Below are 20,407 nucleotides of genomic sequence, written 5' to 3'. Positions count from 1 at the left end.
CGCCGGCAGCTCACACATCTGCCGGCTCAAAGATTCGCGCAATCTCGTTCGCATCAAGCTGATGCCATTCGCCCGGCTGCATGCCTTCCAACTGCAGTCCACCGACCGCCGTGCGCTGCAACGTTTCGACGTGATTGCCGGTAGCGGCGAACATTCTGCGCACCTGGTGATAGCGCCCTTCGGTGATGGACAACCGCGTGTGGCGCGGCGCGAGCACGTCCAGCTTTGCGGGCAACAGCGGTGTCGTTTCCGATTCCAGCATCAGCGTGCCGCTGGCGAACAGCGCTTCTTCGTCACCGGAAAGATCCTGCGCCAATGTAGCTTCGTATACCTTGGTGATGTTCGCGCGCGGCGAGATGATCCGATGCAACAGCGTGCCGTCGTCGGTGAACAGCAGCAGACCTGATGTATCGCGATCCAACCGGCCCACCGTAGACAGTGCAGGATCGCGCACACGATAGCGCGGCGGCAGCAAGTCGTACACCACACGGCCAGGATCCTTGCGCGAACAAGTCACGCCCAACGGCTTGTACATCATCAGCACGATGCCGGCCGGCGGATCGAGCGGTTCGCCATCGACGCGGATCTGCATATGATCAACCTTGTCATCCGCGTACAGCACTTCACCGTCGGCATCGGTGATGCGCCCTTCACGGAACATCCATGCAACGTCCTTGCGACTGCCATAACCCAGATTCGCGATCAGCCTGACCAACCTCATCCGCGTACACCTCTTGCTTCGATCACTTTGAAACCATCCTCCATCGCCACCGTGCGTACCTGTTCGAAATGCGCGGCCAACGTGGCTTCGTACGGCAGATGGCGATTGGCCACCAGCCACAAGCGTCCCTGTGGAACCAATGCACGCGCCGCTTGCGTAATGAACGCACGGCCAAGCTCGGGCAGATCCGCCCTGCCCTGATGGAACGGTGGATTGCTGATCACCGCATCGTAACCGCGCTCTACGCCCATGGTGATGTCGTGCCAGTGGAAACCGACGGACAGCTTTCGTCCGTGTTCGCGCATCGCCTGCTCCACATTCAGCCGCGCCGGCTCCAAAGCACGCGCCTCTGCTTCGTAAAGATCGAGCGCGATGATCTGCGGATAGCGCGCAACGATCTGCGTGGCGAGATAACCGTAGCCCGCGCCGAAATCGGCGACGCGCCCGTGCAGGTCATCTGGCAAATGCGCGGCGAGCAGTGCCGACGCGGTATCGATGCGATCCCATGCGAATAAACCTGGGCGGCTCATGTAACCGGCTGCATTCGTCTGCGGGTGGTCGAGCGCAAGCCACGACTCAAGCAACGCCTGATCGCAGGAAGACGCATCGAACACACTCCAGAACACGCGGCATTTGTGTTTGGAAAGGTGGCTCACGGAACCAAGCAGCGCAGCGAGATCAGCCTGCGTGGATTTCGCGCCTTCCGCGTTCGGCACGCATGCCGCCACCACGCCGCCGGGTTCGACATGACGCATCGCCTTGGCAAACCATGCACGCGCTTCATCGCGCTGTCGCGGCGGCAGGAGCAGCACCAGCTTGAAGCGCGCATCGTCCGCAGGTTCGCCGACCTTGAAGCCGCTACGCGTCAACGCCTCGGCAAACGGCTTGAACGTCTGCTCGCACAACCAGCCTCGCTGCGCGACTTCACGCAAGCGATAGCTATCGCGCGCACGCAGGAACAACACGCTGCCGTCAGCAGGAAGGTGCAGCGGGCCGTCCGTGAAAGGCAGGAAAAGCGCGTCCAGTACCGCTTCGGGTGTGGATGCGTGGAAGCCGGCGGTCGTCAAACAGATGCATCCGGTGGAAGGTGAGTGCTTATTTTACGCGTGGCGCCGGCATCTACCCAGGAATCGTCCACTTACCCGGCCGTCATTCCAGCCCTCTCCCCTGAGGGGAGAGGGAGCGCTCAGATCGAGCGTCAGCTACTGCGTCCGAGCCGCGCAATCCACCGATACATCGCAAACGTCACGGCCACGAAGGCAATACTGCCGATCCACACTGAAGCGTTATCGAAGCTATCGCCCACCAGCGCTAGCGGTGCCGGCTTGCCGGAGAACACCACGATGGCAGCCACCACCACGCCGATGATGCTTTCGCCCACGATCAAGCCCGAAGCGAGCAGCACGCCGAGCTGCTTGGTGGCTTCCGCCTTCGGCGTGCGATCGGCGCGCTTGTCGAAATACCAGCCGACGATGGCGCCGGCCACGATCATCAGCGTGGTCGATGTCGGCAGGTAGATGCCAAGGCCCACCGCCAGCGGTGGCAGGCGTACGGATTTGGTGGTCGCCGCGAGGATGGCGTCCAGCGCGATGATGCCCGCACCGACCAGCGCACCGATGCCGATCAGGCTCCAGTCAATGTTGTTCTGAATCACGCCCTGTGCCAGCGCCGAGATCAGGCCTGCCTGCGGTGCCGGCAACGCGTGCGCGGGATTCACGCCCGGTGCGCCGAGGAAGCCATACGCCTTATTGAGCAGATCCAACACCGGCGGAATCACGATGGCGCCGGCGATCACGCCGATCACCAGCGCAACCTGCTGGCGCCACGGCGTGGCATCCACCAGCTGACCGGTCTTCAGATCCTGCAGGTTGTTGTTGGCGATCGCCGCCACGGCAAACACCACCGAAGTGATGAACAGCGCAAAAGCCACCAACGCCTTGCCCGAATCGGCCGGCAGATCGGACTTGATGCCCGCCACCAACAGCAGCGCGGCGATGATCACCACCAGAATGCCGATGCCCGACAACGGGCTGTTGGACGAACCGATCAGGCCCGCCATATAGCCGCACACCGTCGACACCAGGAAGCTGAGAATCAACACGAACACCACGCCACCGACCACCAACAGCGCCGTGTGCGAGGCCAGGCCACTGACTACGCTGAAGTGACCCAACAGATACGCGATCGGCAGCATGCAGATCAGCACGATCAGGCCGACGATGCCGATCGGCATGTCCTGCTCGGTACGCGGCAGCGTGTCGCCCTTGCCGGCCTTGCGCACGCGCGAGGCGGCCATGGCCGATGAGAGACCGCTCACTACCGGCTTCACCAGCTTGGCCAGCGTCCAGATCGCCGCCACGCCGATGGCGCCCGCGCCGACGAAGCGCACGTAGTGGCTCCACACGCCCTGTGCCACGTCCGCCACATCGCCAGTAGCCGGATGCAGCAGGCTGAAATGCGGCACCGCCCAACCCCAGCCGATGATCGCGCCGAGCAGCATGGCCAAACCAACCCACAAGCCAACCAGGTGCCCCACCGCGAACAGCGCGAACGACAGCGAGAAGTCGTAGCCGCTGGCCGCGCCGCGGTCGCCAATGCGGAAGTACTGCGCAAGGTCGCTCGCGAAAAGCTTGGTCTGCACGACAATGTAGAACACCGCCGACACCACCGAACCGACAACCACCGCCATCAGCCCGCTGCTGCCACCTTCCACCGAGGCCGAATCGGAAGCCTTCACCTCCTCGCCCGAACCTACCTTCAGCACCTCGGCGCAGGCCACGCCTTCCGGATACGGCAGGTCGGAATCGGTGACCAGCGCGCGACGCAGCGGGATGGTGTACATCACGCCGAGAATGCCGCCCGCGGCGCAAATGCCGAACGATATCCAGAACGGAAACCCAGTCCACCACCCGACGATGATCAGGCCCGGCAGCACGAAGATGATCGAGGAAAGCGTGCCGGCCGCCGAGGCGACCGTCTGCACGATGTTGTTCTCCTGGATCGTCGCGTTCTTCATCGCGCGCAGGATGGCCATCGAGATCACCGCCGCCGGAATCGACGTGGCGAAGGTCAGGCCGGCCTTCAGGCCGAAGAACACGTTGGCTGCCGTGAACACCAGCGTGATCACGACGCCTATGATCAGGCCGCGTAAAGTGAGTTCGGCGCGTGCTGCGCCGGGTCCAGGTACTGCGTTCACGGGCGTCTCCCCAAACTATCCAGCTAACAAGATAGCGTGGATCGCCGGATTGTTGTTGCCGCGTTGCACAGCATGGCTCTCCTCTCCCGCCGGGAGAGGGGCCGGGGGTAAGGGCTCAGGCGAAGCGCGATGTCGACGTCTCGCGCAAGTGTTTACCACCGCGCGCTGATCGTACCCTCACCCCAACCCCTCCCGGAGGGCGAGGGGCTTGTTCGATTCTGTCTTGTGGTGTGCGGCAATTTCCGCCGAACGAATCAGCCGATCAACGCGCAACCTTGCGAATATCCGCACGCATCTGATTGGCGATATCGCCCGTCCCATCAGCCAGTAGCTTCGGCAAGGCCTGCGCATAAGCCTGATCACCCACGCCGCCGGCTACGGACGCGGATACCTGCGACTTGTAGTCATGCTTGGCGTCGAAGCCGTGCGCCCAGATCTGGCATTGCAGGCCTAAATCCATCGCGACGTTACCCGGTGACTTGTCCTCATCGACACGCAAGCTGGTGGTAAGCGCGCTGCAGGTGACCACCAGGTCTTGCACGTAACTCGAGGCCAACTGCAAGCCGAGCTGCGATTGCACTGCGGCGGCCAGATCCGGTGACGGCTCCAGCGTGAGCTTGTGGTCGAGACCGCGCACATCGAGCTTGTCCGTACCGCCCGTTACCGTGAGCCACGGCGCGGTGCCTGGTTTCACCAAGTCGCCGAGCGGCGCCGGTGCGTGTGTTTTCTGACCGCCGCACGCACTTAGCAGCGCCGTGGCGCCGATCACTAGAAAGCGTTTCATGTCATGACCCCTTATCCCGAGGTGTTGAATTTAATGCACCGCAGCAACGTGTTTCAACGCTTTTATGACAACGGCGTCTCACGGAGAAGAAATGCGTGCAACATCAACCATGCCTTTGGGCACAATGCCGCGGGCGCACGCTTGGTTAGGCTTGGGCGATTTCGTTGTTCTAAAGGATTCGCCGTGCGCAAGACCCTGCCATCCGCCCTGCTCGCCACCCTGTTCGTCATCACAACGCCGATGGCCCATGCCGACGGCGACGCCAAGACCCCCTCCGCGCAGGATGGCGCCAGCGCCGACGGCTTCCACTTGCCGCCACTGCCAGCCGATGCGCACGTCAGCCAATCCATCAAGGTCGACGGGCGCACACTGAGCTACACCGTCACCGTCGGCACGCTGCCGGTGCGCGACGAGAAAGGCGACATCACCGGCCAGGTGGTGTACACGGCCTACACCGTACCCGGCAAGGATCGCCCGGTGACGTTCGCGCTCAACGGCGGGCCGGGTGCTTCCTCGGTGTACCTCAACTTCGGCGCCATCGGCCCGAAGCGGGTGAACTTCGGCGTGGATGGCGCCAACCCGTCCGACCCGGCCGCGCTGCATGACAACCAGGGCACCTGGCTCGGCTTCACCGACCTGGTCTTCATCGATCCGATCGGCACCGGCTACAGCCGCGCGATGGTGCCGGAGGACAAGGCCACCAAGCTGTTCTACAGCACCGACAACGACATCAAGTATCTCTCGCGCACCATCTACGATTGGCTGGTCAAGCACGGTCGCATCGCATCGCGCAAATACCTGGTGGGTGAAAGCTACGGCGGTTTCCGCGGCCCACGCATCACCGAATACCTGCAAACCCAACTGGGCGTGGCGATGAACGGCGTGGTGCTGCTGTCGCCGTATCTCGATGCGTCCGCTTCCGACAATGAAAATGTTTCGCCGCTGCCGTGGATGCTCACCCTGCCCTCCATTGCCGCCGCGCATCTGGAGCGCGAGCACAAGCTGTCGCCGGAAACGATGGCGCCGATCATCGACTACACGCGCGGCGACTACGCAACGACCTTGATGAAAGGCCGCACCGATCCCGCCGGCACTGAAGCCATGATTCGCAAAGTAACCGAGCTCACCGGCCTCGATCCGGTATTCGTGCAGCGCTCCGGCGGACGTCTGGAAACGCAGGCGTATTTGCGCGAGGTATACCGCGCCGAGGGCAAGCTCGGCAGCCGTTACGATTCCAACGTCACCGCATGGGATCCCTTCCCGTATGCGCCGCATCAGGTCGGCGGCGATCCGATTCTCAACGGCATCATCGCCCCGACCACCACTGCGATGGTCAACTTCGTCACGCAGACCGTGGGCTGGAAGTACGACGGCCGCTACAACGCGCTGAGCTATGACGTGAACAACGCATGGCACGAGGACGACGACGCCAACAAGGGCTCGGTGAGCCAGCTACGCGAGGCGGTGGCCAACGATCCCAATCTGCACGTGCTGATTGCGCATGGCTGGGACGATCTATCCTGCCCATTCATGGCTTCGATTTTGATCGTCGACCAGATGCCGGCTATGGGCGATCCCACACGCGTGCAGGTGAAGGAATATCCCGGCGGCCACATGTTCTACACCCGGCCGACCAGCCAGGCGGCATTCGTGCAGGACGTCAAGGCGATGTATGGCGCACGCTGATCAGGGAGGCGCGACCGACGCCGGGTCCACGCCCGGATGACGTTCGCGCCACGCCGCCAGCGCTTCGCGATAGTGCTGCCGCGCTTCCTCGTACAGATCGAAGATGCACGGATCGCAGCCGTTGCCGCAGCAATCGCCGGGATCGGGTTCGACTGGCGGACGCGGCGGCGGATCGTTGCTTAATTCGTTATCGTTGGAGGTTGGCGTGTCGTTCATACGCAAATACAGATCGGACGCGTTCAACATGCTGGGCAACCGTCTTCCCGTCAAGGTCGTCCGTGCCGCGAAGCACAGCAGCGATCGTCATTCGATTCATCAAGGAGTGCAGTGATGCGCCACATTTTTCTTAGCTATCCTGGCCGCTGGCTCGCTGGACTTCTCGCACTGCTCGCGGTGAGCGGCACGGCTATCGCAGCCGATGCCACCCCGTCCTACGACATCGTCGGCTACGCCACCGGCTGGGATCCGGCGCAGACGAAGGATGTCGGCAAGATCGACACGTTGATCTTTGCATTTGCGCACCTGAAGGACGGCCGCGTGATGCTCGACGACAACGGCGCCAAGGGGTTGCAGACGTTGCTTGCGCTGAAGTCGGAGAATCCCAGGCTCAAGGTGGCCGTTTCGGTGGGTGGCTGGAGCGCGGGTGGTTTTTCTGAAGCAGCAAGCACCGCAGCCGGGCGACAGCTGTTCGCCGACAGCGCAGCGCAGATGCTTTCCGCACAGCATGCGGATGGCCTCGATGTGGATTGGGAGTATCCCGGCCATCATGAGTCGGGCATCCGTTCCAGCCCGGAGGACAAGACCAACTTTACCCTGCTGCTGAAGGCGATCCGCACCAGCCTCGATCGCGTTGGCACCAAGGACGGCAAGCATTACACGCTAAGCGTGGCGATTGCTGATGGCCCGTTCGTTAGCGGCGTCGACATTCCGGCGATCAATCCCTTGCTGGATTGGTTCAACTTGATGACCTACGACTTCGTCAACGCGAATACACCCACCACCGGCCATCACACCGGCCTGCATGTTTCGCCCCTAATCAAAGGCGACGGTCGCACCACCGACCGCGCCGTGCAGCAGTTCCTCGCCGCGGGTGTGTCGCCGGGCAAGCTGGTGATCGGCGCGGCGCTGTACGGCCGTGAATTCGCGGATGTGAAACCCGATCACGACGGCCTGTACCAGACCTACGGCCATTATCAGGACGGCATCAACTGGCCGAAGCTGAAATCCGATTACATCAACAAGCAAGGTTACGTGCGCCACTGGGACGCGGTTGCGCAGGCGCCATGGCTATGGAACGCGAAGACGCACCGCTTCATCACCTACGACGATCCGCAGTCGATCGCTGCAAAAATGGCTTACATCAAAACCGAGCATCTGGGCGGCATCATGTACTGGGAGCAGACGGCCGATCCCACGGATGAATTGCTGGATGCAATGTGGAAAGGATTGCACGACTGACGCGTTCGTAACCCACATGGCCGTCATTCCCGCGAAACTGGGAATGACGGCCATGTGGGTTATACGCTCGATCGGCATCACTCCGGCTTACGGAACCGATACATGAACTGATCCGTATGCCCGCGTATCGACTTGTCGAACACCTTGTTCGTGTGCGGATCGTTCGGATTGCGCAACACATTGCTTTCGCCAGCGAACACGAAGCCCGCCGATTCCACCTGCTTCTTCACGATGGCCGGATCGATGCGATGCAAGGTATCGGTATCGGCCATGCCCGATCCTTCCGGCGCGACGTGATCGATCACGATGAACAGGCCACCCGGCTTCAACGCGGCGAACACCTGCTTGTCGAACGCCACCGGATCGACCTTGCCCATGAACTTGTCCGGATAATCGTGATAGTTCTGCGAGGTGAACACGATATCCACCGGCTCGGACACACTCAGCTGCGCCGCGGGCTGTTTGAGCACCGACACGTTCGAATAATGCGAATCGGCCGCCAACTTCTCGAACGCAGCAACCTCATCGGTATCTTCCTTTACGTATTCGTCCGGCCACAGCGCGTAAACATGGCCCTTCGCGCCGACGATGTCGCTGAATACACGCGTGAAATAACCGGAGCCTGGAATCAGCTCCAACACTTTCTCGCCGGGCTTCACATTACTGAAAACCATCACCTCGGTGACCTTGCGGCGCGCGTCGTTGCTGGCGTCCTGCCCACGCGCCGGATCGGCGACCGCCGCGCGCACATACGGCGGCACGTACTGCAAGGCATGCATGTGATTGTCCTGCGGCGTTTGCGCCACCAGGGTCGCCCCTGGCATGGCCAATGCCGCAAGCAGTACGACGGATATCGAACGCATGACGACCTCCTGACGGGTTGGGAGCCTGCGGATTGTGCTCCCCCGGCCAGACGCCGCCTACCTGACTTGTGGCCCATTTTCCTTACGGCGTACCGGCCAGCTTCCAGCTTCCCAAGATCTGGTAATTGCCCCTGCCCACTACGTTGTGGACCAGCACGAACCGGTCGATCTGCCAAACGATCGGCGTCACCGGCGTCGTCCCGGGCAGTTCATGCCGGCCGTACGCCAGGGTGACGTGCGGCGTGAACTGGCGTTCGGCTCTCAGATGCAAGCCGGCATGGGTGAGCGCTGCATGCAGATCGCGCCAGAGCGCCAGCAGCGGCTCGGGCACATGCGAACCGCGCAGCACGCAGGGCGGCTCGCGGCCGCGGAAACTGGCGGCGTAATCCAGCGTCCAGGAAAACGGCTCGGCGCGCAGGTGATCGGCTGCTGCCATCGCCTTCTGCACCACCTGATCCGGAACGGTCGGAAAATCGCCCAGAAAGTTCAAGGTGGCGTGAAAGCGTTCCGGCTTCACCCAGCGCGCACGCAAGCCCGGATGCTGTTGCTGCACAAGCGCGGCAGCATGATTGATGTCGTGACGCGTGGCCGCATCTGGCATCAAGGCGAAGAACAAGCGGTGGGTTTCGGTATGCACGGCTGGACCGAAGAGTTCGATCTGCGCCGCGGGGGATTCGGTCGCACTCATGCGTAAAAGCGTAGCTCATTCATCACGCGCACGTGCGCTACGCTCGCTTTTTCTGCTGACAACGGGATTTACCATGTCCAAGGCACCTGCCATCACCGCCTACGATCCTCAACCACTGCGCGACCGCGTCGTGCTGATCACCGGCGGTGCGCAAGGCGTCGGCCGCGGCATTGCTCAAGCCGTGCTTGGCGCCGGCGGCAGCGTGTTCATCGGGGATTTGGATGAAGAAGCCGGACAAGCTTGCCTGCAGGAATGGCAAGTGGGCGATCGCGCGCTATTCCGCCGACTCGATGTTTCGCGTGAAGCCGACGTGCGTCGCTGGATCAAGGCGGCGCTTGATCACTTCGGCGCCATTCACGGGCTAGTGAACAACGCCGGCATCGCCGATCCGCATCAAGGTCCCTTACACAAGCTGCCGTTGGAAACCTGGAATCGCTACGTAGCCACCAATCTCACCGGCGCGTTTCTGTGCAGCAAACATGCCCTGCCGTCGCTCACCACCGCAGGCGGCGCGATCATCCACATCGCATCCACCCGCGCCTTACAGTCCGAACCGGATACTGAAGCCTACGCCGCAACCAAGGGTGGCCTCGTCGCGCTCACGCACGCGATGGCCGTGAGCGCGGGGCCAGCGGTGCGCGTGAATGCCATCCTGCCCGGCTGGATCGCGACGGATGAATGGAAGAAACCGCAGGAGCGGCATCATCCCAAGCTGAGCCGAAAGGATCATGCGCAGCATCCTGCGGGACGCGTGGGTATGCCCGAAGACATCGGCGCGCTGGCCGTCTATTTGCTAAGCGACGCATCGCGCTTCGTTACCGGCCAGCGCTTCGTGGTCGATGGCGGTATGACGATCAAGATGCAATACGTGTAATCGTGCTTAGCCCACTTCGCGCAGATACACCGGCAGATCACTAGTCGGCGGCGGCACGGACAGGCTGTACATCATCATCGCCACATGTCCGCGGTGATACGTCCCATGATTGACGACATGCAGCAGTATCTCGCCGCGCCGCATCGTCCCTTCGCCGCCACCGATAAACGTGAAGCGCACCGTTTCATCGCAGGCGCGCTCGTCGAGTGTTTCGGCATAGCGCACGTACCAGTCGTTGATGTCCGCCTGTGCCGGGCGTAATGCGTCGAAGGCAGGACATTCTTCCGGATTGCGCGAGGTAAAGCCGTGCGGCACGCCTTCCAGGTGCGCCTTCCACACCTGGTCCATGCAATACACGTGATGGAGCGTGCGCAGCAGACTGCCGAAAATGATCGGCTGTGCGGCGGTCAATCCCGATTCGGGCACGGCGGTCAACGATTGATAAAGCAAACGATCCGCCCATGCGCGGTAGCGGGTGAGCATCTGAAGATGGAGAAGCTGCGACATGCGATGTCCTTTTTTTGTCGAAAATCTTGCGAAAAACCAACACATCAAATTTCTAAGCAAACGCTAAGCTTTTGCTGTTTACCTGCTATTTGGAAAGCTTCAAATCCATGCAGTACAACGCGTTGCCGCTTGCACGCGGCAAACTGAGCGGCTCGGCCGCTGAACCGTCGCGAACTTATCACGCAACGTGATGGCAACGTCGCAGGCTTTCCCGCGTTTTCTCTAGTACGGTGCAGACCCAGGAGGACACGCCATGAAAGCTATCACTCTTACGCAACACGTTTCGACAAGGCGCAGCTTGCTCGTGCGCGCGCTGGCGGGCGTGCTCGGTGCGCTTGCCGCGTTGGCCGCGCTTCCGCAAAAAGCGGATGCGGGCGTGTTCATCGGCGTCGGCGTTTCGGTCGGCGTCCCTCCGCCGCCGCTGCCGGTCTATGAGCAGCCGATGATTCCAGGTCCGGGCTATATCTGGACACCGGGATACTGGGCATGGGATGGCGATGAATATTACTGGGTGCCTGGCACCTGGATACTCGCACCGTTCTATGGTGCGTTGTGGACGCCGGGCTACTGGGGCTGGGATGGTGCGTTCTACGTTTTCCACCACGGTTACTGGGGTGATCACGTGGGCTTCTATGGCGGCATCAACTACGGTTGGGGCTACACCGGCCGAGGTTACGAAGGCGGCCGCTGGGATCGGGGCGGCTTCTATTACAACCGGTCGGTCAACAACATCAGCAACGTGCACATCACCAACGTGTACAACAAGACCGTCATCAACAACGTTACGGTCAATCGCGTAAGCTACAACGGCGGCCGTGGCGGCCTAGCCGCGCACGCAACGCCGCAAGAAACGGCCTTTGCTCGCCAGGCGCGCATGGGGCCGATCGCCGCGCAGCAGCAGCAAATGAACCTGGCCAGTCACGACCCTGCGATGCGGCTGTCGTCCAATCACGGCGCTCCTTCGGTCGCCGCGACGCAGCGCCCGGGTGCCTTCACCGGCGCAGGTGCAGTGCCGGCGCATGGCGGTGGCCAATTCACGCCTGCCGCAGCCAACGTACAGCGCATGAACAACAACGTGGTGCATGCGCCGCAGTCTGTGCAACCGAACAACGGCACGGCGCTGCGTTCGGCGAACTTCGCGCCGCATGCAAATACGCCGGCCACAGCCAACATGCGACCCATGAACGCCACGATGACGCATGCGCCGCAAACATTGCAGCCGAACAACGGCACCGCCATGCGTTCGGCGAACTTTGCACCGCACGCGAATGCGCCGGCAGCGCCGAACATGGCGCATCCAAGTGCCAGCTACAGCAATCTCTATCGCCCGGGCGGCGCCACAGGTGTTGCTCCCACCAATCACGCTATGCAGCCGATGAATGCTCGTCCGACGAACGCCTATCGCGCGCCTTCGACGGCTTATCGCCCTGCACCGGCCTATCATCCGGCGCCGGCACCGGCGTATCGTCCGCAACCCCAGTACCACGCGCCTGCACCGCAGTATCACGCCTACCATCCCGCACCCGCTCCACATCCTGCCGGCGGTGGAGCACCGCGCGGTGGTGGCGGTGGTGGCCGCGATACGCATCACGGCTGATCGATGATGCATGAACTAACAAAAAGGCCCGCATTCGCGGGCCTTTTTGCTGACAAGTTCACGCATGCTCAATGCCCTACCTGACCACCAGCCAGCAGCTCACGGATCATGCGCAGCTTCGCCTTGAATTGCTCTTCATTGGCCGGCCCCATACGCAGCATCAGCTTCTGCCCGTTCGACAGCGCCTGCAGTTGTGGATCGACGAAATGATAGTGCGCGCCGACCCGCGTCACCGCGATCGGATCGTGCACATCCGGCGCGGCGAGCATGTCGTCGATCGCCGCGATCAGGCGATCGTTGAAGTAACCGCGCGGATAACCCAGCTCGCGATACGCTTGCTGGAACAGCGGATAGCTGTGTTTGTACCAGGTAACCAGCGTATGCGGGTCGACCTTGGCGAGCACTGTCATGTAAGGCGCATAGCGCTCGGCATTCGCGGCGGTGATCACGGTGATGCCGTTGGCTTGCTGCGTCTGTATCACGCCCCTGGGCGTACGTAGCGGAAGAATGTTGGTGCTGCCCATGCTCTGGCGCGGCAGCGCGTCGACGGTCGCTACCACGCGGGAGATGATCTGGCTCGGCACCAGCATCGAGGTGAGATCGCCGCCAGCCATGCCCAGCAGTGCTTCTCGCACACTTGCATCGCTGTCGAACAGGCCCGGCAAGGACGCGGTGGATGCCGGCGCCGGGCCGGAGGCGACCTGGTTGATGGGATGTTGGATGGTCGACGACGCGCTTGCTGGCGCCTGCGTCGACGATGTGGCAGGTGTGCTCGGTGGATTGGCCGGCGACGCGGCGGGGTGCATGCCCCGCTGCACCAGATACACACCTGCCGCCACGACGAGGAGCACGACGATGATGGCCGCGATCCAGCCGCCGTACGAAGTCTGCTTGCGAATGTTTCGGTTCACGATGCTGCCTGTGTCGCAGTGAAGTCGTATGCATTGTGACAGGCATACCGGCCATTCGTTCGCTGCATGGCAGCGTGCACAACATCATGTGCACGCTTCGCATGATGTCGACCACGCGGCTCAGGCGACGCGGAAGCGCCCTTCCGTTGCTACGGTCACGCGCGTGCCGGTCTCGATCGCCGGTTCCGCACGCCACCTTGGCGTAGCAGGCAGGGTGAAGCTGTCGTCGCGGTCGTAGGCCAAGCTGCCGGCTGCATAGAGATCTTCGTAAGAGCTCAATTTCTCACGCAGCCATTCGCGCAATTGCGGGCCGAACAATTGCTCGACCTTGCTGTCCGCCTGCTGGGGCAGGCCACTCAGCGCGCCCTGCTTCCACGGTTCCGCCTTGGGATCGGCGATGTGCTGATGGCAGGTCTGATCCAGTTCAACATCCGCCGGCAGCCCGAGGAAACTGCACAGGCGCCGCCATTCTTCCAGTGGCCGGCGAACGAGATCTTCCAGGAAGACGAAATAATGGTTGCGCGCGCCAATGCACGACCGATGGATGTCCATCGCGCGATTCCAGCGCCGCGCCCACAGCAGCAAGCCGCCGCTGAAGGAGTTGTTGCCGTAGCGCAGGTACGCATCCATGATCGATGCGAGCACATCCATGCCGGGACGGACGACGTGGATGAAGCGCGCCTCCGGCAGGTAATGCTGGATCTCGGGCAGATAGAGCAGATGATGCGGCGTCTTCTCGATCCACGTGGCGCGACCTGCGCGCTCGGCCAGGCCGTCCAGCGTAGCGATGAAGCGCGTGACGCAGCTGTCCAACAGCCATGGTGCGCGCACAGGTGCTGCGCTTTCGCCAAGCAGCGAGCGTTGCAGTTCAACGAATTCGCGTCGACCGTAGCGGCGCGTGAGGCCAAGGCGGCGTGCCAGATTGCGCCGACGCGGCGTGGCGCCTTCGTCGCCGAATCGATAGTCGATGCCGCCGAGCAGGCGCGGGAAAAAACCGGTTTCCGGAAGCGTGAAGACTTGGGGATGTCGGGCCAGCATGGCCTGCACGATAGTGGTACCCGAACGCGGGCAGCCGACGACGAACGTTCGTTGCATGAGTAGCTGGCGCCCCCTGCTTCTTATTGACTACTGAACCTGCGTCGCGTCACGCCGGCATGAAAAACAGGTAACGCGTCAGGTTGCCGTAAGTTGACGTAACTTACACAGACGTCTTCGTTGTGTCTACAAAAAATTGTTGTGTTGCAAACTGTTAAGCGCAGCCGGTTCTGTTATTGAAATGTGCTGGCGAAACGATTTCGTTCAGCACTTCCGACACCAAACGCACGTCTGCCTGCTTGAGCCTTATACAAAGAAGCCGCCGGCACTTTCGTGCCGGCGGCCGCCCGTCACATCTCCGTTGCGGAACGGGCATGCCTCCCGGTCCGCAACAGTTTCCCCTGCTCCACTCGGTACATCTTGTTCGCTACTTACCAATGTCCTTCAGGATCTCCTTGGTGAAGGCCAGCACGCCAGCACTTGGATACGAGTTGCACGTGGCCGATGCCGAGCCCGCCGCGCACGGCGTGTCGCGATCCAGCGACCAGAAGTGCACGCCGGCCAAGCCGTTCGCCGTGGCGTAATTGGTGATGGTGTCGATGTCGGCAAGCGTGGTGATTTCGCCTCCGGTGTCGTTCTGGCCGATCATCGGCGTCAGCTCGATGTGGCTGGCCGGAATGCCGTAGCTGTGCTCCAGGTTGGTCACTGCCTGGATCGCCGACTGCCCCATCTCGCACACGCCGTTCACCACCACGCAGTTGGAGGCACTCGCGCTGCCGTAGTCCATCACCATCAGATCGACGGTGTAGTTCTTCAGCGCTGGGCTAGATGCCTGAATGGCCTGCACCACCCATTGGCCAAGCTGATTGATGCCGCCGTAGCTACCGTCCGAGGCCCCCAACGTAGCCAGCGTGAAGGAGAACCGCATGTTCGGATACTGCGATTGTGCGGCTGCCACATCGGCCACGAGTTGCTGGATTTCCGCCTGTGATTGACCACCTTCGATATCGAAGTCCACGCCGATCATCTGCGCGGTGTTGTACTTGGCAATGAAGCTCTCGAACGCCGAGGCCGAGCCGCACGTGAACACGCCCGCCTGGCCGCCGGTGGAGACGATGTAATTCAGGCCCGCGCTGGCGAGCGAATTGGCGGCGCCTGGCGTGATGTTGGCCGAGATGAATTGCGACGGTGTCACGCCGGCCCAGCTTTCACTGCCACACTCGCCGGTAGCGAAGGCGAGCGTTATCGCCGGTAGATTCGGCACCTGCGTGGAGTAAAGGCTTCCACTGCCCACGACCGGAATCAGCGTACCGGTCACCGCCGTCGACATGGCGTAGGTGTTCCAGTTCATGTTGATGCTCATGTCCTTGTAGGGACTGAACACGAAGCCGCTGGGTGTCGGCGTGGGAGTGGGCGTAGGTGTCGGCGTCGGGGTGGGTGTTGGAGTTGGAGTTGGCGTTGGAGTGGGTGTTGGCGTCGGAGTAGGCGTGGGCGTCGGCGAGCCGCTGCACGCACCCAGTGATGTCCACGGCGCACCACTGCCGGCTGCACCGTTATTGGTGGCCGGGTCATTGCCCTGCGTCCAGAAATTCGCCTTGTAATTGACCTCGTTCTCGCTGACCAGCGCGCCGCCGTTGTAGGCGGTCGAACTGTTCCAGGCCGGATCGCATCCCGTCGGCGTCGGTGTAGGAGTGGGCGTCGGCGAACCGCCGCAAGCGCCTTGCGACGTCCAGGGTTTGCCGCTGCCGGCACCGCCGTTGTTGGTCGCCGGATCGTTGTCCTGCGTCCAATAGTTCGCCACGTAATTGGTGCCGTTCTCGCTGGCTTGGTTGCCGGCTACATAAACGTTCGTTGATACCCACGCCGCGGCGCAAGTGGATTGCGCATGCACGGTCTGCACAGGCGCCACCGTAAGCGCCGTGGTGGAAAGCGCCGCGAATATCGCGGTGCTCAACGAGCTGAGTGTCAGGGTGGACCACTTCGTTGATCTCTTCACTTGCATGGGACTGTCTCCAGAGTTGGATTGAACCGCAACAGGTGAAAAACATCGGCAATGCATGACCGCATTGCGAACAGCCAGAGTGACGAACGCCGTCATGCATCCACGCACTGTTACTGCATGTAGTGGTTTGCGACGCATGCCGCGCGCCGCGTTTCCCGCCAATCCGCATGCCACGCTATGACGTCCGTGGCGGTTCGGCACGCTGCCGAACCGCCACGGGCTTTCCCCTGCGTCCCTGCTTGTAAGTCTTATTTACCGAGATCCTTCAGAATCTCGTTGGTGTAGCCGAGCGCCCCCACACTCGGATACGAATTGCAGGTGGCCGATGCCGAGCCCGCCGCGCATGGCGTATCACGATCCAGCGACCAGAAGTGCACACCAGCCAGACTGTGCCCTGTGGCGTAGTTGGTGATGGTGTCGATGTCGGCCAGCGTGGTGATCTCACCTTGCGAATCGTTCTGGCCGATCATCGGCGTCAACTCGATGTGGCTGGCCGGAATGCCGTAGCTGTGCTCCAGGTTGGTCACTGCCTGGATCGCCGACTGCCCCATCTCGCACACGCCGCTTACCACTACACAATTGGCGGCACTCGCTCCGCCGTAGTCCATCGTCATCAGGTTGACGGTGTAGTTTTTCAGCGCCGGGCTGGATGCCTGAATCGCTTGCACCACCCACTGGCCGAGCTGATTTACGCCGCCGTAGCTGCCGTCCGATGCGCCCAACGTGGCCAGCGTAAACGAGAAGCGCAGGTTCGGATACTGCGATTGCGCAGCGGCGACATCGGCCACGAGTTGCTGGATGTCCGCCTGCGACTGACCGCCTTCGATGTCGAAATCCACACCGAGCATGTGCGAGGTGTAATAGCTGGCGATGAAGCTCTCGAACGCCGAAGCCGAGCCGCACGTAAACACGCCAGCCTGACCCCCGGTCGACACGATGTAATTGAGGCCGGCACTATTGAGTGCACTGATGTTGCCGGAAATGAAACCCGAAGCCGTCACGCCGCCCCAGCTTTCACTGCCGCAAGTACCCGTAGCGAAGGCCAGCGTAATCGCGGGCAGATTCGGTTCCTTGGTGGAATAGAAACTGCCACTGCCGACTACAGGAAGCACGCTGCCTGACGCCGCCGTCTGCATCGTGTTGGTATTCCAGTTGAGGTTGACCGTGATGTCCTTGTAGGGACTGAACACAAAGCCGCTCGGTGCAGGCGTTGGTGTCGGGGTAGGAGTCGGGGTAGGAGTCGGGGTAGGAGTCGGGGTAGGAGTCGGGGTAGGAGTCGGGGTAGGCGTTGGTGTGGGAGTTGGCGTCGGCGTCGGTGTGGGCGTCGACGTACATGAACCTTGCGACGTCCACGGCTGGCCGCTGCCCGGTCCGCCGTTGTTGGTTGCCGGGTCGTTGCCCTGGGTCCACCAGTTCGCTTTGTAGTTGGTGCCGTTCTCGCTGGCGGTGTTGCCGGCGGTATAGATGGCCGTGGAGCTCCACGGCGTCGCGCAGGTGCTTTGCGCGTGCACGACTTGTACTGGCGCCACCGTAAGCACGGTGGTGGAAAGCGCAGCACCTACCGCGGTGCTCAATGCGCTTGCCGTAAAGGTGGACCACTTCGATTTCTTCACTTGCATGACTGTCTCCAGACTGATGAACCGCAACGGATGAAAAGGTCGTCGGCGATTTCACGACCGCATTCCGAACAGTCGTGGGGGACAGTCGCCATCCGCATCCATGCGCGATACCGCGTGTCATGAGCTTGCAAAGTGGCGGGAGTATTGGCTCCTGTGACAACGTTGTCTAGTCCATTTGGCCGATTTGCCCACGCTAGAACGTGATTCACATCGCAAAGGAAAAAATGTCATGTCTACGTTGCGTGCATTCACATTGCATGCACGCCATTAGCGCGTAAAGCGCTGGAAACGCAGGTTTTTATCGCTGCAACGCAGCACACTCGCAGTGCACGCAAACATACGACCATGGCCGATATCTCATGGGCGAGCCGCCGCGTAACAAAAACCGCGGCGGCAAAAAGCAGAGCGCGAACAAGGCTGCATGACATGACATGTCTGACAACGATAGCCAGCCGTCCGCGCCTTTCGTTCGATCCAAAAACGCGAGTCATTTCTCCGGGATGCTGTCGATTTCCCAACGCTGTGCTCGTCGTACCGGTAAAACCCCCTTCCCCCACGCCGGAGACATACGCCATGAGCAACCGCTTCCAGCGCATCACGCCCTTCCTGTGGTTCAACGAAGAAGCCGAGGAAGCCGCCAACTACTACGCGTCGGTATTCGACAACTCCCGCATCCATGCCATCACCCGCTATGACGGCGAAACCGCCAAGGCCGCTCGCCGCCCCGCCGACTCGGTGATGACCGTGGCGTTCGAACTGGACGGTCAGGCTTTCACCGCGCTCAACGGCGGACCCGTGTTCGCGTTCAACCCCGCCATCTCGCTAGTAGTGAACTGCCGCACGCAGGACGAGGTGGATCACTATTGGAACGCGCTGTCGAACGGCGGCGATCCCGCCGTGCAGCAATGCGGATGGCTGCAAGACCGCTTCGGGCTGTCCTGGCAAGTGGTGCCGGTGCAGTTGATCGAACTGCTTACTTCCGGCGATCCAACGAAAGCTCAGCGCGTGATGCAGGCCGTGCTGACGATGAAGAAGCTGGAGCTGGACGCGCTGCAGAAGGCCGCTGCTTAGAAAATCACGGGAGGCTTCGGCGCATCAGGCAAACGTCGAGCCATTATGGGCATGCCGCAATGCACCATGACGACCTATAATGACGGGCAATACGGCTTTCTCCTCCGTCAGATTCCCTCATGGCCGATGCTTCCCATTCCATCGCGGCTGCCGAAGATCGGCAGTCCGGCGTATTGCTACCGATCCTCAGCACGGTCGCCTTCACCTTCATCGCCTACCTGACCATCGGCTTGTCGCTGGCCGTGCTGCCCGGCTTCGTGCACACCAACCTTGGCTTCGGCGCGATGCTCGCGGGCCTGGCGATCAGCATGCAATACGTGGCCACGTTGATCAGCCGCCCGCATGCCGGACGCATGGCCGATGCGAAAGGCCCCAAGCGCACGGTGATGACGGGCCTGACGATGTGCGCAGTCAGCGGCGCGCTGCTGTTGATCGCGGCGCTGGCCGGCAGCCTGCCTTGGCTCAGCCTGGGTCTGATCTTCATCGCGCGCCTGGCATTGGGTTGCGCGGAAAGCTGCGTTGGCACCGGCGCCATCACCTGGGGCATGGGCCAGGTCGGACATCGCCACACCGCGCGCGTGATCTCATGGAACGGCGTGGCGACCTATGGCGCGCTGGCCGCGGGCGCGCCGCTGGGCGTGCTGATCGATCATCGCTTCGGCTTCGGTGCCATCGGCGTGGCCACCTTGTTGCTGCCGCTTGTCGCGCTTCCGCTGGCGCGATTGAAGCGCGCAACCATGGTTTCGCCGGGCGAACGCTCGCCGTTCCGCACAGTAGCGGCGCGCGTGGTGCCCTACGGCATCGGGCTGGCGCTCGGCTCGATCGGCTTCGGCTGCATCGCCACGTTCATCACGCTGTTCTATGCCTCGCACGGCTGGGACGACGCGGCGCTTGCGCTTACCGTCTTCGGCACCGTGTTCGTGGGCGTGCGCTTCGTCTTCGCGCGTACCATTCCCAAACTCGGCGGCTATCGCGTAGCGATGGCCTCGCTGTCGGTGGAAGCGATCGGCTTGATCATTCTGTGCCTCGCCAGCACCGCCACCATGGCCGGTGTCGGCGCGGCCATCGCGGGATTTGGTTTTTCGTTGGTATTTCCCGCGCTCGGCGTGGAAGCGGTACATCGCGTGCCGGCGCATAGCAGCGGCTCCGCGCTCGGCGTGTATTCGGTGTTCATGGACGTGGCGATGGCACTGACCGGCCCGCTCGGCGGATGGGTAGCCGGCGGCATGGGCTACAACGCGATCTACGGATTTGCCGCACTGGCCGCCATGGCGTCCGTGGTGCTTGCGCTGGTGTTGCATGCGCAGGCGACGAGGGAGAAAGCGCTGGCGCATGCGAGCGCCACAAGCGGATAACCCGTGCACCCTTTCGCCGGATGACACCCGGAAGGCGCCT

General features: G+C 62.1%; 18 protein-coding genes. 6 read left to right on the top strand and 12 right to left on the bottom strand.

The genetic code is table 11. The annotated features are described in order from the left end of the window. Positions 1–10: 10 nt before the first annotated feature. The 4 genes from ISP18_RS07665 to ISP18_RS07650 form a co-directional block, all read right to left on the bottom strand. The gene (locus ISP18_RS07665) at positions 11–721 is read right to left on the bottom strand and encodes a pseudouridine synthase (RefSeq protein ID WP_380008981.1); all 711 of its coding nucleotides are present in this window, start codon (positions 719–721) and stop codon (positions 11–13) included. Then, entirely contained in the window at positions 718–1,788 is a 1,071-nt protein-coding gene (locus tag ISP18_RS07660; RefSeq protein WP_380008978.1) for a class I SAM-dependent methyltransferase, read from the bottom strand. Before ISP18_RS07660 ends, ISP18_RS07665 begins: the two co-directional genes overlap by 4 nt. A 131-nt stretch (positions 1,789–1,919) precedes the next feature. After that, positions 1,920–3,917 (bottom strand): OPT family oligopeptide transporter, encoded by a 1,998-nt coding sequence (locus tag ISP18_RS07655; RefSeq protein ID WP_380008975.1) that lies wholly within the window; start codon positions 3,915–3,917, stop codon positions 1,920–1,922. A gap of 262 nt (positions 3,918–4,179) precedes the next feature. Beyond that, positions 4,180–4,701: a hypothetical protein gene (locus tag ISP18_RS07650; RefSeq protein WP_380008972.1), complete on the bottom strand. Its 522-nt coding sequence runs from the start codon at positions 4,699–4,701 to the stop codon at positions 4,180–4,182. Positions 4,702–4,941: 240 nt separating this feature from the next. Here ISP18_RS07650 and ISP18_RS07645 point away from each other — a divergent pair, with 240 nt between their 5' ends. Further along, positions 4,942–6,387: a S10 family peptidase gene (locus tag ISP18_RS07645; RefSeq protein WP_380010970.1), complete on the top strand. Its 1,446-nt coding sequence runs from the start codon at positions 4,942–4,944 to the stop codon at positions 6,385–6,387. On the opposite strand, the gene ISP18_RS07640 is transcribed toward ISP18_RS07645, so the two are convergent. Then, positions 6,388–6,633 carry an oxidoreductase-like domain-containing protein gene (locus ISP18_RS07640; protein ID WP_380008969.1) on the bottom strand — a complete coding sequence of 82 codons (246 nt, stop codon included), beginning with the start codon at positions 6,631–6,633 and terminating at the stop codon, positions 6,388–6,390. 84 nt (positions 6,634–6,717) lie between these two features. Here ISP18_RS07640 and ISP18_RS07635 point away from each other — a divergent pair, with 84 nt between their 5' ends. After that, positions 6,718–7,845 (top strand): glycoside hydrolase family 18 protein, encoded by a 1,128-nt coding sequence (locus tag ISP18_RS07635; protein WP_380008965.1) that lies wholly within the window; start codon positions 6,718–6,720, stop codon positions 7,843–7,845. 77 nt (positions 7,846–7,922) lie between these two features. Here the strand turns inward: ISP18_RS07635 and ISP18_RS07630 are convergent, their stop codons facing one another. Further along, entirely contained in the window at positions 7,923–8,708 is a 786-nt protein-coding gene (locus ISP18_RS07630; protein WP_380008962.1) for a class I SAM-dependent methyltransferase, read from the bottom strand. A gap of 82 nt (positions 8,709–8,790) precedes the next feature. Next, a complete protein-coding gene (gene thpR, locus ISP18_RS07625) occupies positions 8,791–9,396 on the bottom strand; it encodes an RNA 2',3'-cyclic phosphodiesterase (RefSeq protein WP_380008959.1) in 606 nt (201 codons plus the stop codon). Between the two features lie 73 nt (positions 9,397–9,469). On the opposite strand from thpR, the gene ISP18_RS07620 reads away from it, so the two are divergent. Then, positions 9,470–10,270 carry a glucose 1-dehydrogenase gene (locus tag ISP18_RS07620; protein ID WP_380008956.1) on the top strand — a complete coding sequence of 267 codons (801 nt, stop codon included), beginning with the start codon at positions 9,470–9,472 and terminating at the stop codon, positions 10,268–10,270. 6 nt (positions 10,271–10,276) lie between these two features. Here ISP18_RS07620 and ISP18_RS07615 read toward each other — a convergent pair whose 3' ends face one another. Further along, a complete protein-coding gene (locus tag ISP18_RS07615) occupies positions 10,277–10,777 on the bottom strand; it encodes a DinB family protein (protein ID WP_380008953.1) in 501 nt (166 codons plus the stop codon). A 253-nt stretch (positions 10,778–11,030) separates the two neighbouring features. Here ISP18_RS07615 and ISP18_RS07610 point away from each other — a divergent pair, with 253 nt between their 5' ends. Next, complete coding sequence (locus tag ISP18_RS07610; protein ID WP_380008950.1) at positions 11,031–12,374, top strand: YXWGXW repeat-containing protein; 1,344 nt, start codon at positions 11,031–11,033, stop codon at positions 12,372–12,374. A gap of 68 nt (positions 12,375–12,442) precedes the next feature. Here ISP18_RS07610 and ISP18_RS07605 read toward each other — a convergent pair whose 3' ends face one another. The 4 genes from ISP18_RS07605 to ISP18_RS07590 form a co-directional block, all read right to left on the bottom strand. Further along, positions 12,443–13,285, bottom strand: coding sequence for a DUF3014 domain-containing protein (locus ISP18_RS07605; RefSeq protein WP_380008947.1), 843 nt, complete (start codon positions 13,283–13,285; stop codon positions 12,443–12,445). Between the two features lie 120 nt (positions 13,286–13,405). Beyond that, positions 13,406–14,380: a sulfotransferase family protein gene (locus ISP18_RS07600; protein ID WP_380008944.1), complete on the bottom strand. Its 975-nt coding sequence runs from the start codon at positions 14,378–14,380 to the stop codon at positions 13,406–13,408. Between the two features lie 367 nt (positions 14,381–14,747). Next, positions 14,748–16,322, bottom strand: a complete 1,575-nt coding sequence (locus tag ISP18_RS07595) for a carbohydrate-binding protein (protein WP_380008941.1) — start codon at positions 16,320–16,322, stop codon at positions 14,748–14,750. A gap of 248 nt (positions 16,323–16,570) precedes the next feature. Beyond that, positions 16,571–17,941, bottom strand: a complete 1,371-nt coding sequence (locus ISP18_RS07590) for a carbohydrate-binding protein (RefSeq protein WP_380008938.1) — start codon at positions 17,939–17,941, stop codon at positions 16,571–16,573. Between the two features lie 573 nt (positions 17,942–18,514). On the opposite strand from ISP18_RS07590, the gene ISP18_RS07585 reads away from it, so the two are divergent. Both ISP18_RS07585 and ISP18_RS07580 read left to right on the top strand, forming a co-directional pair. Continuing rightward, entirely contained in the window at positions 18,515–19,012 is a 498-nt protein-coding gene (locus tag ISP18_RS07585) for a VOC family protein (protein WP_380008934.1), read from the top strand. A 119-nt stretch (positions 19,013–19,131) separates the two neighbouring features. Then, a complete protein-coding gene (locus ISP18_RS07580) occupies positions 19,132–20,367 on the top strand; it encodes an MFS transporter (protein WP_380008931.1) in 1,236 nt (411 codons plus the stop codon). Positions 20,368–20,407 lie beyond the last annotated feature (40 nt).

Origin of the sequence: Dyella humi, from assembly GCF_044904605.1 — a bacterium.
GTDB lineage: Bacteria > Pseudomonadota > Gammaproteobacteria > Xanthomonadales > Rhodanobacteraceae > Dyella_B > Dyella_B humi.
This window is presented reverse-complemented; position numbering and strand designations above follow the sequence as displayed.